Source organism: Thermomonas fusca DSM 15424 (genome assembly GCF_000423885.1).
GTDB classification, from domain to species: domain Bacteria; phylum Pseudomonadota; class Gammaproteobacteria; order Xanthomonadales; family Xanthomonadaceae; genus Thermomonas; species Thermomonas fusca.
Map to the genome: position 1 here is coordinate 14886 of NZ_AUIV01000008.1, position 16660 is coordinate 31545.

A 16660-nucleotide genomic window follows, 5' to 3' on the forward strand; every position below is an offset into this window, starting at 1 on the left:
GGCCATTAGGCCGGCCCGGGCATAGCACTTCGGGTGAATGTTCGCAGGCGCCCGCAGCCCCGACGATTGGCACGAACAACCGCCGAACCCGCCATGTCCACGTTCTCCACCCGCAACCGGATGTACTTCCTGACCCTGGATGGCAAACAGGAGGACGAGCTGCTGGTCGACGAAATGCACGGCGAGGAAGGCGTTTCTCAGCTGTTCCAGCTGCGCCTGAAGCTGCTTTCCAGCGAGTCGCACTTCGCGCCCGACGAGATCATCGGCAAGAGCGCCATCCTGCGCATCGAGACCTGGGACACCGGCCACAGCGGCGGCGAGCGCCATTGGAGCGGCTATGTCTCCCGCTTCGCGGTGACCGGCTGCATCCCGGCCACGCACGACAAGAGCGGCGACCTCTTCTGCTACGAATGCGACATCGTGCCGTGGTTCTGGTTCATGACCCAGAACGAGGACTGCCGCATCTTCCAGAACCTGACGGTGGCGGACATCATCGACACCGTGTTCGCGGAGTTCGGCTACAGCGACTACAAGCTGGAGCTGTCGAAGAGCTACCCCAGGCTCGAGTACTGCACCCAGTTCAACGAGAGCACCTATGCCTTCCTGTGCCGCTTGATCGAGCGCGAAGGCATCTATTTCTATTTCCGCCACGATGAGTCCAGCGAGGCCCGGCACATCCTCGTCTTCAGCGACAACAAGGACCACAACCCTCGCCTGGAACCGTTCCAGGTGCCGTTCCACCACGAGGGGCATGCGGAGGGCACGGATGCGGTCCGCAAACTCTCCTCCACCCAGCAGGTGCGGACGCGCGCGGCCACGCTGGCCGACTGGGACTACGTCAAACGGGCGCCGCTCAGCGAAAACACCCCCACCCTGGTGAGCGCCGGCAGCGATCTGGGGCTGGAGATCTACCGCTATCCCGGCGGCTTCACCCCGGCCAGCGGCGCCGCCGACGCATCCGTCGGCAAGCATCTGACCAACGTGCTGATGGAGTCGCAGGAAAGCAGCCACCTGCTCTTCCACGGCGAAGGCCAGGTGCGCTCGTTGACCCCCGGCCATCTGTTCGAGCTGGAGAACCACAGCCTCATCGAGTCTTTCAATGCGGTCTACATGGTGGTTTCTGTGCAGCACCACGCCCGCAACAACCTGATGCTGCCGGACAGCACCGCCTGGTACGGCAATACCTTCACCCTGCAGAGCAAGGACGCCATTTACCGCCCCGCGCAGGTCACGCCGCGCGGGCGCGTGCATGGCCCGCAGACCGCGATCGTGACCGGCCCGGCGGGCAACGAGGTGCATACCGACGACCTCGGCAGGATCAAGGTGCGCTTCCACTGGGATCGCAAGGTGGCCAGCCGCAAGACCAATACCCAGGACGACAAATCGTCGTGCTGGGTGCGGGTGGCGCAGCTGTGGGCCGGCGCCGGCTATGGCACGTTCTTCCTGCCACGGGTGGGCATGGAAGTGGTGGTGGATTTCCTCGACGGCGACCCCGACCGCCCGCTGGTGGTCGGCTGCGTCTACAACGGACCCAACCCGCCGCCGGTGGCGCCCGCCGACGCCACCCGCTCCACCATCAAGACGCTGTCCTCGAAGGGCGGCGGCGGCTTCAACGAGCTGCGCTTCGAGGACAAGAAGGGCAGCGAGGAAATCTTCCTGCACGCGCAGAAGGATCTGCAACTGCGCACCGGCAACTGCCGCACCGAAGCCATCGGCACCAGCGCCGACCTGTCGATCGGCAAGGACCGCACCGAAAGCATCGGCGAGAACGCCCAGCTCACTATCGGCCAGGCCCAGACCATCTCGATCGGCACCAGCCGCGCGGTCACCGCGGGAGTCGATGACTACCTGACCGTCGGTGCCAACCAGCACACCGACGTCGGCGCCAACATCGCGGTCACCGCAGGCGCCAACTACGACCTGACTGCCGGCATCAACTCCGCGGTCACCGCCGGCGTGAACATCGACATGAAGGCCGGCGTCAATCTGGTGGCAGAGGCCGGCGTCGTCATCAGTCTCAAAGCCGGCAGCAATTCGATCGTGCTGAATCCGGCCGGCGTATTCATCACCGGCAATCTGGTGATGATCAACTCGGGCGGCAGCCCGCTGTCCGCGCAGAAGGCGCAGAAAGCGGAGAAAGCGGACAAACCGAGCAAGGCCAAGGACGCGATCCAGAGCAAGGCCGGCAAGGTATCGAACCCCGCCCAGCAGCTGCAGGCCCAGGCGTTGCGCAACGCTGCCCGCAGCGCCCAGCCGTTCTGCGCCGAGTGCGAAGCCGCGCGCGCGGCGCTGGAAGCGCTGGGCTGATCCGCCTGTTCATCGGCCTACCTTCGTGACACCTGCATCCCTTACGCATCGAATTCCCGCCGCCATGTCCTTTTCCCCGCAGCTTCCGCGTATAGATCCAGTGAACACGGAATGCATCGTGCCGGAACGGGGGCTGGCCGATGGCTCGGCGGGTTTGTCCCGCGCCACTACACAAGGCGGAAATTTCTTCGTGATCGGCCAGGGTCAGTACCAACAATTGCAGCGGGCGGTGTTCGGCCAGGGCAAGCGCCCGGTCTTCGCGGTACTCGACGGGGCGATCATCGACGATCTGCCATCACGCCTGCGCCAGCACGCACCGGACGCGATGTGCCTGTTCTCCGGCGATCTCGATCCGATGCTTGCGGCGGCAGCGCCCTACCTGTTGCCGCTGGCACCCGACGCCGCGGCCACCCGGCTGGCGCTGCTGGAAGGCTGGAACGAGCACTGGGGCATCGTGCTGGTAGCCGACCCCGGCACCGACATCTATTCGCTGCGGGCGCACCTGCGGCGGGTGCTGCGGGTCAGCACCCCGGGCGGCGCGTCGATGCTGTTCCGCTTTTACGATCCACGCGCCTTCCGCAGCGTCGTCCCGACCTTCGATCCGGCCCAGCGCAAGGCGTTCTTCGGCCCGATCCACGGCTGCTACACCGAGGACCGCAGCAGCGACAGCGCGCTGTACTTCGCCCGCGACGGCCTTGAGGCACCGAACCAGCTGTCGCTGGCCGCTGCCGCCTAGGAGCCTCCATGCTCGAACTCGACCGCAAGCAGATGACCGCCATCGGCGAGACCCAGCTGCGCAACAACCTCGCCGACTTCCTCAATCGCCACCTCGGCGGCAAGGCGCCGCTGCAGCTGGACCAGCTCGATGCCGAACTCGACGCGGTCATCGCCCACTGCCGCAAGGCCGGCCTGCGCAGCCAGCGTGCGGTGGCAGCCTATGCGCTGGCCTGCTCGCTGTTCGGCAACGAGCGGGTCGGCAACGATCCTTCGATCATCGGCATCCTCGCCGACCGCAGCAGCCCGCAGATCGACCGCGCCCTGTTGATCGAAATGTGGACGGCCGCCGCATACAGCGATTTCCGCCGACTGCAGAGAGGCTGACATGTTCGAATCCTTGACCGAAGGCCTGTCCGGCATCGGCGCCGCAGCCGGCCAGGCCGTGCAGCAGGCCCAGCAGGCCGCCACCGGCGCCGCCCAACAGGCGGCAAGCGCTGCGCAGGGCGCCATCACCGAAGCCCAGACCGCCGTTGCCAATGCCACCAACGCCGCCGCGGGCGCAGCAAATGGTGCGGTGGCGCAGGCGCAGCAAGCGGCACAGGCGGCAGCTGCGCAGGCGGGCGCGATGGCACAGGGCGCGCTCGCGCAGGCCAACCAGGCGCTGGACGATGCCCGCAACGCCGCCAACGACATGGCGCAGAACACGCTGGCGCAAGCCAACGCTGCCCTCACCCAGGCCCGCGAGCAGGCCGGCGCCGCCGCGCAGGGCGCGCTTGCGCAGGCGCAGGCTGCGGTGGATGCCGCGCAGCAGCAGGCGCAAGCCGTGGTGCAGGGCGCGCTGGAGCGCGCAGGGGAGGCGCTGGACAGCGCCATGGACAACGCCGAGCAGGCCGCGCAAGCGCAGCTCGACCGTGCGATGGGCATGGTCGACAACGCCACCGCGCTGGTCGAGGACGGCGTCAACAACGCGCTGGCGACTGCCAACAACGCCATCGACCAAGCCCAGGACCTGCTGCGCAACGCCGCCACCGACGCCCTCGAGCAGGCGCGCAGCGCCACCCTGGATCGGGCACGCGACGCCTTGGGCCCGGTCCAGGCCGCACTGGACACCCTGCCCGCAGCCTTCCCCAACCTGCCGGTGGAATTCCCCGCCTCGGATTGCCCCTATGTCCGCGCCCTGCGGGACGCGCTGGCGCGCCGCGCGGCGCAGGCGGGCAATGCCCTCGGCAACGCCGGCAACGCGCTGCAGAACATCGCGGGGCCGCTGCTGGAACAGGCCAACGGCCTGCTCGACCAGGCCAACGGCATGGCGGATCAGGCGCTTGCCGCGATGGACGATGCCTGTGCCGCGCTGGATAACGCGCAGGCGCTGGCCAACGGTGCGGCCAAGTCGGCGCTGGACGCCGCCAAGGGCGCAGTGCAGCAGGCCCAGCAGGCGGTGCGCGACGGCGCGAATGCGGCGATCGGGCAGGCCCGCAGCGCGGTGGATTCGGCACGCGACCAAGTACAGCAGACGGTGCAGGGCGCCATCGACCAGGCCACGGCGGCGGTGGATTCCGCCCAGCAGCAGGCCGGCGACGCCGCCCAGCAAGCACTGGATGGCGCCCAGCAGGCGGCGGCGACGGCCCAGCAGCAGGCCAACCAGGTCGCGCAGCAAACGCTGGCGCAGGCCAACCAGGCCGCGCAACAGGCCCAGCAGGCGCTCAACGGCGCCGCGCAGGGGGCGCTCAACGCGGCGCAAACCGCGGCCCAGGAAGCAGCCGCCAGTGCCGGTGACGCCGCGCAGGCCGCCATCGGCAAGGCCCAGGCCGCGGTCGCGGATGCAGCGACCAGCGCCGCACGCGCCGCCAACGTCGCGGTCGCCGGCGCGCAGTCCGCGATGGCCGGCGCCGGCCAGGCCATCGGCAACGCGGCGAATTCGCTGGGCAATCTGTCCGGTTAGGAGGGCAGCGACCGCGCGCCGCGCATCAGCTGCGCCGCAAGGCTACGGAATCATTTCCTTGGTCTGCCCCGGGAAACTGACGGTGACCACACCACCCCAGGCGCATTGACTGGTGCAGGTATTGTCGAGCGCGGGAATACCGCCAATCAGCACGGTGGGCGCACCCGGCTTCCACGGCGTGGTCACCGGGATGCACGGCATCGGGGTCAGCACGCCCATGGCGGCGGAGGTGGCCGCAGCCACCGTCGGGTTGCTCGGCGTGGTGCACATGGCGAACGGCATGATGTTCTTCATCGGCACGAAATCCATGATCGTGGCCGCCGGCATCATGCTCGACATGACCCGGTTCTCCGGCGTCACCACCAGCGCGGAAGGCGCCACCCCGAACGAACAGGTCAGGATGGCGCCATTGACGACATGGATCGGCATGGCGCGTCCGCAGGCCCGCGGGCTCAGCCGCCAGTGGCCATGATTTCGACGCGACGGTTTTCCCCGGCCTCCGGGTCGTTGGCGTTGAGCAGCTGGCTCTCGCCCTTGCCGACGGCGCGCAGGCGCGCCGAAGACACGCCGTGCTCCATCAGGTAGCTCCGCACGGCAGCGGCGCGACGGTCCGACAGCGCCTTGTTGTAGCCCGCGGAACCCTTGGCGTCGGTATGCCCGATCACGGTGAAACTGCGGTTCTCCAGCTGCGGCGACACCAGCGCCTTGGCCAGCGTGGCCATGGTCTGTTCGGAGCTGCCGGAGATCCGGTCGGAGTTGAAATCGAAATTGATCTGCATGTTGATGGAGGCGGCCTTGGCCGGCTTGGCCACGGATGGGGGCGCGGTGGTGGCCATCGCCGCGGCGCCGGGGCGCAGCGCGCGGGTCTGGCCCTGTGCCTGTTCGGTGCTCTCGGCCTTCAGGCTGTTGATGATCGAATCCACCGACGGCGCGCCCTGCGCGTCCTGGGCGAACGCCCCGCCACACCCGGCCAGCAGGGCAACCGCCAGCGCGCCGCGGACAATCTGGATCATGTTCATTGATGCATCCTCGTGGTTTTGCGGCCTCGCGGCCGGATCGGTCACATGCGCCGCGCGCATGCCGGGCGGACATCGCCCGCGTGATGGAAAGAGTCTGCTACCGCTGCGCGGCGAATTCGATACACCGTTCGGCCTAGTCCTGCATGCACCCCTGCGCTGGCCAGCTGCCACCCGGCAGCCGGCCGCGTCGCCGCCCGCTCTTCAGAAATCGCCGCAACCGTTGCGGCGCTGGCTTTCGAAGCAGTTGGTGAGGTTCGGCCGGGTTCGCACCTTCGACCATTCCATCGCCAGCGCGTCACCCGCCGACGCCAGCGGCTGATCATCCAGCGTGGCATTGATGGCGCAGACCGGCGCGGTGCCGAGGTTGCGGTCGTAGACATAAGTGTCCACCGTCTCGTGGATCAGGTTGACCGGTCTGCCGTCGATGTACGGCAGCGGGATGATCTGCAGCGCAGTGGCGTTGGAGGATGCCTGGGCGAACACATAGTTCTTTGCGCTGGCGCCGCCATTGATCGGGTAATAGCCGACTGGCGACAGCGGGCCTGCCGGCGAGTTCCAAACTGCGGCGCTGCCGAACACGCTTTCCAGCGTATCGCCGTTGCGGAAGCCGGTGACGGTGCCACCCAGCTGCGGGTTGGCCATGCCGAGGTAGCGCATCACCAGGTCCGCGGTGAACAGCAGGGTGGCCGGGGTGATGCTCAATGTGCCGGGCAGGATCTGGATGCGGTAGCCGGCATTCGAAGTGAAGTTGCCCAGGATCGCGTACTGGCCGACATCGCTGCCGATCCCGGCGATGGTGCCCGGCGTGCCGCTGGCCAAGTTCGCAAGCGCGTCTCCCAGCACGGCGCCCGATACCGAATAGGTGAACACGGGGTTGGCCAACCCGTATTCCCGCGACAGGCTGTCCACGGTGATGGTTGCGGTGGGCTGCTGGACGTAGATGAAGTGGTTGTCGCCGCCGGCGACGGTGACCCCGCAGGCGCCCAGGTAGGCGCAGTTGTACAGGTTGGGCAGGTTGCCGCTGCCGCCGAGGCCGCCGCGGTTCTCGCCCTCCCAGGTACTGGCCCAGATCCGCCAGTCGCCGCTGGCGGACAGCCCCGCGGCCGCCGGATTCTGCAGCCGGCCGGCGGTCACCAGGTCGATGTTGGTGGCGGCCAGATCGGCCCCCAGGGTCAGGTCGCCAGCCAGGTTGCGGACCAGCAGTTCGCCACCCGTGGTGATGCCGCTGCTGCTCTCGCCCGACATCGCGCCGGTGGCGGCGTCGAAGCCGCTGGCGGAGACGCTGCCGATGGCCAGGTCGGTGGCGTCCTGGAACTGGAAGTCGCCACCGGCCTGCCCGGCCAGGGTGGTGCTGGCAACATCGTTCTGCGCCAGCCCCAGCAGCACGTCGCCGCCGGCCTGTGCCAGCAGGCTGTGCGCGTGGATCGCCGCCGTCGCGGTCTGCACGATGCTGCCACCGCTGAGCAGGGCCAGCACCCCACCGCCGACATCCACACCGGCCTGCAGCTCGATGCCACCGCTGCCGCCCTGGTTCTGCAGGGTCAGATTGCCGTTGCGGACGGTGTCCTGTGTCACCCGGATCGCGCCGGCGTGCTGGCGGCTGCCGATGACCAGCTCCGGTGCGTCGATCATCGCCAGCTCGGCGGCATCCAGCGCAAACCCGCCGCCGCTGCCCAGCAGGATGCCGTCGTCGATGCGGTCGTAGGCAAGGCCGTTCAGGTCCACCCCACCCGGCCGCAGGTTGACGCCGGCGCCGGCGCGGAGGGCGCCATCGATGCGGACCGCATCGCTGCTGCCGTCGTTGCCGGCGCGCAGCACCACCATCCCACTGCCGGCATCCAGCAGCGTGTTTGCACCCAATGCGACGCCGGCGCCGCTGCCGCCTTCGCCCGCCATTGCGATCCCGCCGCTGCCGGTGACGATGCTCACACCGTTGGCGATCACCAGCCCGCTCGCAGCGGCGGCCGTGCCGCGTCCGCGCAGGTCCAGCCGGCCGCTGTCGGTGGCCAGCGTCACCGCGCCGTCAAGCAGCAGTCCGACGTCCGCGCCCACGCCGGCCACGCTGATGTCGCCGGACGTCGTGGTCAGGCTGCTGCCGGTCGAGAACGCGATGCTGGTGCCGGCACCGGAGAGGCCCACCACGCCGATGTTGCCGGCGCCGGACAGCACCGGCAGCTGGGACAGCGTGACGCCGACCGCCGCAGCGCCAGAGGCGCCGCCGTAGATGCCGATTTCGCCGCCGCCGCTGTCGAGCGTGGTCGTGCCGTAGCCGTTTCCGACCAGCATCGCACCACCTGTGGCGCCCACGCCGGACAGGAAGATGTCGCCGCCGGCGCTGACGATGCCGCCGCCATAGCCAGCCTGGAACACCAGACCTTCGGCCTGCGCGCTGCTGCCGTCCAGCGACACCTGGCCGCCACCGCTGCTGATCGAGCCGAACAGGTCCACGCCGTTGCCGCTACCGCCCTCGCCATGCACCACGATATCGCCGCCGCCGCTGTCGAAGCTGGCATAGGACACCGACACCCCGGTGCCGCCGCCGCGCCCGTCCAGGAAGATGTCGCCGCCGCCGGAATCGATTGCGTAGGAAGACAGCACGATGCCGTCGCCGCTGCCGCTGGCCACGCCGCGGATGTCGATGCTGCCGGCCTGCAGTGGACCGCTGGCGATGCGCACGCCACTCACGAACTGCGCGCCTTCGCCGACGATGCGAATGTCGCCGCTGCCGACGTCCAGGCTGCCACCAGACACCGCCACGCCGGCGTCGTCGAAACCTGCGTCGGCGCCAGTGGAGGCGCCACGCAGCAGCAGGTTGCCGCCACCGGTGGCCAAGGTGACCGCATCCAGGCGGATGCCGCTGGCATAGCTGCTGGCAAAGCCGTTGGCGGTGTCCGACTGGCCATACATCAGGATGCTGCCGCCGTTGCTGTCCAGGCTTGCGTTACCGAAGGAAATGCCGGCAAAGCCGGTGTCGGTGCTGGCGGCATCTGCGTTGAAGCGCATGTCCAGCCGGCCGCCCTGCCCCACGATGGAGAAACCGGTGCCCCCGATGCTGCCGTTGGCATCGATCGCGAACAGCAGATCCAGCCCGCTGTCGGTCTGGATCTGCGCATCGTCGAGATAGACATCGCTGGCGGAGCGCAGCACCACGCTGGTGCCGCTGGACAGCGCATGGTTGATCTCGGCGTCCTGCAGATTGCTGCCGCCGGCAGCGCTGTCCAGCTCGCCGGCATCGCTGCCGCTGATCACCGACAGATACGGCGCCGACATCGTCCAGATGCCCGCCACGCCGGACGAGCCGGCCTCGACCCGCAGCCCGCGCAGGTCGAAAGCGTCGGCCAATGTGGAGGTGTTGACGATGCCGCCGGCGCTGGTGCCGGTGGCCGACAGCAGCCCGAACAGCGACAGCCCGCTGCTGCCGGACACGTCGATGCGGCCGCCCGCGCCGGCGCCGCCATTGGCGCTGATCCATGCGCGCGCACCGAGTCCGGTATCTCCGCCTACCAGCGATACCTGGCCACCACGCCCGGCCGCGCCATCCGCCAGGATCGAGGACAGCGACAGAATCTGCGCCTGGTTGGTCGCCACGATGTCCACCACGCCGCCGTTGATCGCGCCGGAGGCATTGATGAGGCTGCCGACCGACGCCGGATCGGTCGGGTTCAGCGGTGCGGCATCGTTGTTGAACATGACGAAATCGCTGGCCCGCACCAGCACGTTGCCGCCGCTGGCGCCAGCCTGGCCGGATACATCCAGTTCGCCGGTGAATCCGCCTGCCGACGGCGACGAGAAGCCCAGCGTTACCCGCCCATCGGTGGTCAGCTCGACGCGGCCGCCCCTGCTGACCAGGCTCTGTGCGCGCAGGGTACCGACGTTGATGATGTCGCCGCCGCCGACGCTGGAGGCGGCGGTACGCATCAGGATCTGCCCGCCGTCGGCATTGATGGTGCCGCTGTTGACCAGGGTCGGAAGCACAGGTCCCGGACAGGGCAAGGACGGACAGGCGGTCGAGCCGGGTTTGGCGATCCCCGGCCCCTGAATGGTCAACATGGTCAGGCCGTCGCCCGCGAAATCCAGGGTCACGTTTTCCGCCGAACCGAACACCACGCTGCCGCCGGGCGTCGTGATCGTCCCCTGGTTGAACACCTGGCGACCGAGCAGCGCCACCGTGCCGCCCGCGGTGGTGGTGATGGCAGCGCCCACATCCGTGGTGATGGCCTGGTTGCCGACGTCCGTCATCGGCTCGAACTGGAAGCTGCCGCTGGCAACGCCGGCGTCGAAATTCGCGTTGCTGATGTCCATGGTCGACGCCACCAGCGCGCCCACGTTCACCTGCGAACCGCCGCCGAAGGTGATCCCTGCCGGATTGATGATGAACACGCTGCCGTTGGCGCTCAGGGCGCCATCGATGGCGGATGCGGTGGCGCCATAGCCGTAGCCCACCACCCGGTTCAGGGTCACGCTGGAGGCGCCGAACTGCTGGTCGAACGTGACCCCGTAGCCGCTGCCGATGCTGAAGCTGCCCCAGTCGATGATGGCGCCTTTGCTGGTCTGGGTGATGGTCAGCTGCGAGCCGCTGGGCGGCGCGATCGACACCGCTCCCGACACCACGCTGCCGCTGTCCGGCAGGCTTTGCGCCAGCGCCGGCGGCATCGCCATCGCGCCAACCAGGGCGAGCGCCAGACGGCGGCGGCGCAGGATCCGTTGCTGCATGCGGGTGCTCTTGTTGATGCCCATTGCCCTTCTCCTCAGAACGCTTTCTGGATCGACCAGTACACGCGCGGATTGCGGTCCCCGCCGTCGGTGACGCCGGCCTCGGTGTCGCGCCAGGCCACGCTCAGATTGACCGTCACGTTGCCCGGCTTGCTCCAGTTGAAACCCAGGCCATGGCCGCGCAGGCTGCGCGACAGGTCGCCATCGAACGGCCGCGGGTCGTGGAACTGGTCGCCGCCGGCGGCGTCGTAAAACGCGAACAGCGTCATCTCGGGACGCAGCGCGAAACGGACTTCCAGCGTGGTCAGCCAACCATCGTCCACCAGCACTTCGCCGGTGGCGTAGGCGCGCACCGCCTTGGGCCCGCCGAGCGAGAGCTTTTCGTAGGTATCGAGGTTGTTGCTGGCGCGCTGCAAGCCGCCGCCGACGAACAGGCTGAGTTTCGGCGCCAGGTATTGCAGGCGCGCGAACTGCAGCGAGAACTTGCTGAAGCTGCCCTCGGTATCGTAGCCAAACGGGGGCCGGTCAAACAGCTCGCCCATGGCATCGCGGAGGTCCAGGGTGCCGTGATAGGCCTGCAGGTTGAGGCTGGTGTAGCCGCCGCCTGCCCAGCGGTCGCGGCGCTCCAGCGACATGCCGAGGGTGGCGCCATGGATGCGCTTGCGGGTCTGGTAGCCCACTGCCTCGAAACGGTCGGTCAGGCGCTTGTCGTCGAGCCCGCCGCGCAGGAACAGGTTGATGCCGCGCTGGCGGATCAGCGGATAGCTGAACGACAGGTCCGCCACATTGCCCACGCCGGTAGGTTCCAGCGCAGCGAAGGGCCCGCCCAGCTCGTACTGCACCCTGGCCAGGCCGCCGCCCAGGCGCAGCCCGGCGTAGCCCACCGGGGTTTCGTAGGAAATCCGACCGAACGCGGTATGCATGCCCTCGGCCGCCATCACCCGCAGATCCAGGTTGTCGCCGCGCTTGAACGGACTGGCCCAGCGCAGGCTGCCGGTCAGGCGCAGGCGGCCGGAATCGCGGGTGCCGAAATTGTCCAGTTCCAGGCCGTAATTGACCCGGTCGCGGGCGCCCACCTGCACCGTCAGGTCCGACGCGCCCGACGCTGCGCCCACCGAGATGGCCGACTGCGGCTTGATGCCCGGCAGGTCCGACAGCAACAGCATCGCGCGCTCGTAGTCGCGGTTGTTGAGCGGCTGGCCGGGAGTGAGGATCGCCAGCGTCCTCGCCACCCGCTCCTGCCGGATCGGCGCGCCCGGTGCGATGTCGATGCTGACCTGGCCCAGCGCGCCTTCCACCACGTTCAGCCGCACCCGCCCATCCACCACTTCCTGCACCGGCACGAACACCTGCACCAGCGCATAGCCATGGTCGCGATAGACCGCCGTGGCCTTCGCCGCCAGTTGCTCGAGATCCTGCAGGGTGACCTGCTGGCCGATCCGGTCGGCCACCGCCGCCTGCAGCTCGGATTCCGGCACCCCGCTCACGCCGACGAACTCCACCGCCTGCAGCAGGAAACTCGCCTGCGCCTGCGCGGCCATCTGCGGCTCCGGCAGCGCCTGCGCCTGCTGCGGGGGCGTGGACTGCCCTTCCGCGACTTCGTCCGCAGCCTGTGCCAACGGCGCGCAGGCCAGCAGCAGCGCCGCCGCCAGCAGATTGCGCCGCCGCGCGATCCGAATGTCCATGTTCATCGTGCCTGTCCTTCTGCCGCCGCGTTCACTGGGCCACCCGCAGGCGCCAGTTGCCGATCAGGTTGAACGGCGCCCAGTAGAACGGGTGCGCCGTGGCCGGGTCCGCCATCACCGCGCGCTGCGCCTCGCGCATCGCGTCCTGCACCTGCATGCCGCCGGCGAGGTCGGTGTACAGGGTGGTCATGAGTTTCTCGGTGGCGGCATCGGAAACCGGCCACAGCGAGGCCAGCAGGGTCGAGGTGCCGGCCGACAGGAACGAGCGGGTGAAGCCCAGCACCTCGTCGCCGTTCTCCACCCGCCCCAGCCCGGATTCGCAGGCCGACAGCGCGATCATGGCGACGTTATCCAGGCGCATGCCCAGCACGTCCTTGGCCTCCAGGTAGTCGGGCTTGCCGTCCTTGTCGGCAAGCAGCACCTTGGAGTGCAGCGGGTCCAGCGTGTCGGCCATCGCGTGCGCGGCGATATGCACCAGCCTCGACTTCGGCGCGTTCTGGGCGAAATTGTCCTTGTTGGCCTGCTCGCGGAAGAACAGCTGGGCGCCGGGGAAACGCTGCGCCAGTTCCTGCACTTCCTTTTCCGCGCCCGGCAGCGGGTCGGCCACCTCGGGATTGATGGTGGGGTTGCCGAACGCCAGCAGCTGCGGCGCGGCCGTCGGGGTGCGTTGCGCCAGCCGGGCGGCGATGCTGATCGACGGCGCGATCGAAATGGGATTGCGTTCGATCAGGTACTGGCCGTCCAGCCGCAATGCCTGGAACGGCAGGTAGTGCAGCGGCCCGTGCGGCACGATCACCAGCCGCTTGCCGGCCGGCAGCTCCAGCGGCGCCAGCAGCAGCTGGCCGATCTTGCCGCCCACCTCCGGCGCATTCGGGCTGACCCGGATCAACGCATCGCGATAGGCGTCGACCAGCCTGGCCAGATCGGCGCGCGGCAGCGCGATCGGATACCTGATCTCGCGCACGCCATCGCGCGACAGTACCCATGCCAGCAGCCGGTCCGGCAGGGTGTGGAAGGCCACGACTACTTCGTCCGGCTGCAGCATCGCCTGCAGCGCGGCGGCGTCCAGCGTGGCGATCCCGGCCTGGTCGAAGGCCACCCGCCCGGACACCGCGTCCAGCAGCGCCCGCGAGCGGCTGCGCTCGCTGATGTCGAAGGCCTGCGCCGGCTGGCCCAGCCGGCTGTGCAGGCCGATGGCCCGTTCGAACACCGCCTGCAGGTCGGAAAACAGGCCCATCTTGAATTCGTCGCTGCGGAACTGCGCGCGGGCGCGATCGAATACCTCGATCGCCTGGTCCAGCGCCTGCGCGGCCTCGGCGTCCCGACCCAGCGCGGCCTGGCTCTTGGAGATGCCATCCAGCGCCCACGCGCGATAGAAGTCCTCGTCGCCTGCGGCGGGGGCATCAGCCAGCTGCCGGTACAGCGCCAGCGCTTCGTCGGGCTTGTTTTCAGCCAGCAGCAGGCGGCCGCGGGTGCGCTGCAGCTGGGCCTGCTGGCGGGCGTCGGCAGGCACGGGCACCGCGTCCAGGGTGGCGCGCGCGCGCGCCAGGTCGCCGGACAGGATCAAGGCGTTTGCAAGCGAGGCTTCAACCAGCGGGCGGAAGCGCGGCGAGCTGTCGCCGCGGGCCTGGTCGTAGGCGGCGATGGCTTCGTCGTAGCGCGCCTGGCGCGTGCGCACGTCGCCAATCACCTTGCGCGCGGGGCCGTTGACCTGGGTCGGGTCGATGCCGGGATACTTGAGCGCGAGGTTGGCGAACTGTTCCGCGCGCTCCAGCTGGCCGGCATAGCTGAAGGCAATCGCCAGGTCGCGATAGGCCTTGCCCAGCAGGTCGGTATTGCCGCTCTGCAGGGCCACGTGCATCGCCTTGCTGGCGGCGCGCGCGCTCTCGCGGAACTCGCCCTGTTCCGCCAACTCCACCGCCTGGCTGCAATAGGCGTAGCCATCCAGCTTGACCTTCTCGGCGTCGTACAGCGCGGCGCCTTCCGCGGCCAGCGCCAGCGCGGTGTCGGCATCGTCCAGCCTGCCGACCGCGGCCAGCACCGCGCGCGCCTCGGCGCTGGCATCGGGAGCTGGCGCTGGCGGCACGGGCGCCGGCGGCGCAGGCGTGGGGACGTTCTGCGGGGCGCTCGCGGCCGGCGCGGCGCTCGCCTCATCCCCCGTCGCAGCGCAGCCGGCGCGGACGGGCGGACAGGCCAGCAGGATCAGGGCGGCAAGCCCGAATATGGTTGACGCGACGCGAGGCATGCGGGGACTCCCGGGCGGACCGCAGGCCGGGCCTGCAGGATCAGGGGAGTCTAGGAAGGGCCATCGTCCGGGCCTATTCGCGATAAGGCATAGCGCTTACAGCTGATGGTCGCCTGTCCGGAATCGCAGGGGATTGACGTGGGCCCGGCACGCGGACACTGCAGACTTTGCGGAGGAAACCGTTAATGTAGGAATCCCCCGCAGGGCACCCACCCGCCTCATGCTCATCATTGTCGGCTTCATCGTCGTCACCCTCAGCGTCCTCGGCGGCTTCGTCGCCTCCCACGGCCAGCTCGGGGCGCTGTGGCAGCCGTTCGAGCTGGTCATCATCGGCGGCGCCGCGTTCGGCGCCTTCCTTGCCGGGACCCCGCCGAAAACGGTCAAGCAGACCTTCGCCGCGGTGATCGGGGTGTTCAAGGGGCCGCGCTACCAGCGCAAGGACTACCTGGATGCGCTCAGCCTGCTGTACGAACTGCTGAACCGCGCGCGCAAGGAAGGCTTCATGGCGCTGGAGAGCCACATCGACCACCCGATGGAAAGCTCGATCTTCGCGAACTATCCGTCGATCCGCGACGACCACCACCTGATGGACTTCATCACCGACTGCCTGCGGCTGATGGTCGGCTCCAACATCGAGCCGCACGAGCTGGAACCGCTGCTCGAACTGGAGCTGGAAAAGCACCACCACGAGGAACTGGCGCCCGCGCATGCGCTGACCAAGGTGGCGGACGGCCTGCCCGGCTTCGGCATCGTGGCCGCCGTGCTCGGCATCATCATCACCATGGCCTCGATCGGCGGCGACGTCGCCGCGGTCGGCGGCCACGTGGCCGCCGCGCTGGTCGGCACCTTCCTCGGGATCCTGCTGGCCTACGGGTTCGTGGCGCCGCTGGCGGCCGCCGTGGAAGCCCGCGCCGAGCAGGATTCGCGCATTTATGAGTCGGTCAAGACCGCGCTGCTGGCCAGCCTGCGCGGCTACCCGCCGAAGATCGCGCTGGAGTTCGCCCGCAAGACCGTGCCCTCGGCCCTGCGTCCGGATTTCTCCGAATTCGAGCAGCACATCAAGACGCTGAAATAAACCATGACCGGCAAGGATGAAAAACCGACCGTCATCGTCCGGCGGGTGAAGAAGGTCCAGGGCGGCGGCCACCACGGCGGCTCCTGGAAGGTGGCCTATGCCGATTTCGTCACTGCGATGATGGCGTTCTTCATGGTGATGTGGCTGGTGGGCGCACTGACCACCAAGCAGCGCGAAGCGGTGTCGGACTATTTCAAGAACCCCAGCCCGATTGCCGGCGCCAGCCCGGCCCCCGCACCCGGCATGAACGGCCCCGGCGGCGCCAGCAATTCGATGATCAAGCTGGGCGGCACCATGGACCTGCCGAAGGGCCCGGGGGCGGAATTCACCCGCAGCCCCGGTGATCCGACCGAGGCGCAGCGCCGGCAGCTGGAACAACAGCGCCTGGAAGCCCTGAAGAAGGAGCTGGAGGAGGCGATCGGCAAGAGCCAGGCGCTGGAGCCATTCAAGGACCAGTTGCTGCTGGACCTCACCCCGGAAGGCCTGCGCATCCAGATCGTGGACAAGCAGAACCGGCCGATGTTCGACCTCGGCAGCGCCAAGCTGATGCCCTACACCAGCGAAATCCTCCACGAGATCGCAGTGTTCGCGAACCGCGTCCCGAACCGGATCAGCCTGGCCGGCCATACCGACACCGCCAACTACGCCACCCGCATCGGCTACAGCAACTGGGAGCTGAGCGCGGATCGCGCCAACGCCGCCCGCCGCGCGCTGCTGGAAGGCGGCATGGCGGCGGCCAAGGTGGTGCGGGTGGTCGGCTTCGGACCGGCAGTGCCGTTCGATGCCGCCAATCCGCTCAACCCGATCAACCGCCGCATCAGCATCGTGGTCATGACCAAGGAAGCGGAAGACGCCGCGCTGAACCGCAACCAGGCCATGCCGGTGCCGCCGGCGCAGGCGTCCACCGCCACGCAGGCAACCGCGGCGAAGCCGGGCGGCTGAGCGGCGCGGGGCGGT

General features: G+C 68.9%; 11 protein-coding genes. 6 read left to right on the forward strand and 5 right to left on the reverse strand.

Annotation, left to right across the window (positions count from 1 at the left end; genetic code table 11):
• Positions 1-93 precede the first annotated feature (93 nt).
• The 4 genes from G582_RS0104180 to G582_RS15445 all read left to right on the forward strand — a co-directional run bounded on the left by G582_RS0104180 (position 94) and on the right by G582_RS15445 (position 4966).
• Entirely contained in the window at positions 94-2307 is a 2214-nt protein-coding gene (locus G582_RS0104180) for a type VI secretion system Vgr family protein (RefSeq protein WP_028838761.1), read from the forward strand.
• 100 nt (positions 2308-2407) lie between these two features.
• On the forward strand, positions 2408-3043 hold the full coding sequence (locus G582_RS17115) for a DUF4123 domain-containing protein (protein ID WP_051246651.1): 636 nt from the start codon (positions 2408-2410) through the stop codon (positions 3041-3043).
• Between the two features lie 8 nt (positions 3044-3051).
• Entirely contained in the window at positions 3052-3408 is a 357-nt protein-coding gene (locus G582_RS0104190; protein ID WP_028838762.1) for a hypothetical protein, read from the forward strand.
• A gap of 1 nt (position 3409) precedes the next feature.
• Positions 3410-4966, forward strand: a complete 1557-nt coding sequence (locus tag G582_RS15445; protein WP_038052870.1) for a hypothetical protein — start codon at positions 3410-3412, stop codon at positions 4964-4966.
• Positions 4967-5008: 42 nt separating this feature from the next.
• Here G582_RS15445 and G582_RS17445 read toward each other — a convergent pair whose 3' ends face one another.
• The 5 genes from G582_RS17445 to G582_RS0104220 all read right to left on the reverse strand — a co-directional run bounded on the left by G582_RS17445 (position 5009) and on the right by G582_RS0104220 (position 14628).
• On the reverse strand, positions 5009-5395 hold the full coding sequence (locus tag G582_RS17445) for a DUF4280 domain-containing protein (protein ID WP_083960946.1): 387 nt from the start codon (positions 5393-5395) through the stop codon (positions 5009-5011).
• Positions 5396-5418: 23 nt separating this feature from the next.
• The gene (locus G582_RS18610) at positions 5419-5985 is read right to left on the reverse strand and encodes an OmpA family protein (protein ID WP_169380555.1); all 567 of its coding nucleotides are present in this window, start codon (positions 5983-5985) and stop codon (positions 5419-5421) included.
• A gap of 201 nt (positions 5986-6186) precedes the next feature.
• Positions 6187-10722, reverse strand: coding sequence for a beta strand repeat-containing protein (locus G582_RS0104210; protein WP_028838764.1), 4536 nt, complete (start codon positions 10720-10722; stop codon positions 6187-6189).
• Positions 10723-10733: 11 nt separating this feature from the next.
• The gene (locus tag G582_RS15455; protein WP_051246659.1) at positions 10734-12389 is read right to left on the reverse strand and encodes a ShlB/FhaC/HecB family hemolysin secretion/activation protein; all 1656 of its coding nucleotides are present in this window, start codon (positions 12387-12389) and stop codon (positions 10734-10736) included.
• Between the two features lie 25 nt (positions 12390-12414).
• Positions 12415-14628 carry a CHAT domain-containing protein gene (locus G582_RS0104220; RefSeq protein ID WP_083960947.1) on the reverse strand — a complete coding sequence of 738 codons (2214 nt, stop codon included), beginning with the start codon at positions 14626-14628 and terminating at the stop codon, positions 12415-12417.
• 220 nt (positions 14629-14848) lie between these two features.
• On the opposite strand from G582_RS0104220, the gene motA reads away from it, so the two are divergent.
• Both motA and motB read left to right on the forward strand, forming a co-directional pair.
• A complete protein-coding gene (gene motA, locus G582_RS0104225; RefSeq protein ID WP_028838766.1) occupies positions 14849-15703 on the forward strand; it encodes a flagellar motor stator protein MotA in 855 nt (284 codons plus the stop codon).
• Positions 15704-15706: 3 nt separating this feature from the next.
• The gene (gene motB, locus G582_RS15460) at positions 15707-16645 is read left to right on the forward strand and encodes a flagellar motor protein MotB (RefSeq protein WP_051246663.1); all 939 of its coding nucleotides are present in this window, start codon (positions 15707-15709) and stop codon (positions 16643-16645) included.
• Positions 16646-16660: the final 15 nt, after the last annotated feature.

What these genes read in the sequence shown, in the direction of transcription:
- G582_RS0104180 (WP_028838761.1), top strand. Translation starts at nt 94, where the DNA reads ATGTCCACGTTCTCCACCCGCAACCGGATGTACTTCCTGACCCTGGAT.
- G582_RS0104190 (WP_028838762.1), top strand. Translation starts at nt 3,052, where the DNA reads ATGCTCGAACTCGACCGCAAGCAGATGACCGCCATCGGCGAGACCCAG.
- G582_RS15445 (WP_038052870.1), top strand. Translation starts at nt 3,410, where the DNA reads ATGTTCGAATCCTTGACCGAAGGCCTGTCCGGCATCGGCGCCGCAGCC.
- G582_RS17445 (WP_083960946.1), bottom strand. Translation starts at nt 5,395, where the DNA reads ATGCCGATCCATGTCGTCAATGGCGCCATCCTGACCTGTTCGTTCGGG.
- G582_RS18610 (WP_169380555.1), bottom strand. Translation starts at nt 5,985, where the DNA reads ATGAACATGATCCAGATTGTCCGCGGCGCGCTGGCGGTTGCCCTGCTG.
- G582_RS0104210 (WP_028838764.1), bottom strand. Translation starts at nt 10,722, where the DNA reads ATGGGCATCAACAAGAGCACCCGCATGCAGCAACGGATCCTGCGCCGC.
- G582_RS15455 (WP_051246659.1), bottom strand. Translation starts at nt 12,389, where the DNA reads ATGAACATGGACATTCGGATCGCGCGGCGGCGCAATCTGCTGGCGGCG.
- G582_RS0104220 (WP_083960947.1), bottom strand. Translation starts at nt 14,628, where the DNA reads ATGCCTCGCGTCGCGTCAACCATATTCGGGCTTGCCGCCCTGATCCTG.
- motA (WP_028838766.1), top strand. Translation starts at nt 14,849, where the DNA reads ATGCTCATCATTGTCGGCTTCATCGTCGTCACCCTCAGCGTCCTCGGC.
- motB (WP_051246663.1), top strand. Translation starts at nt 15,707, where the DNA reads ATGACCGGCAAGGATGAAAAACCGACCGTCATCGTCCGGCGGGTGAAG.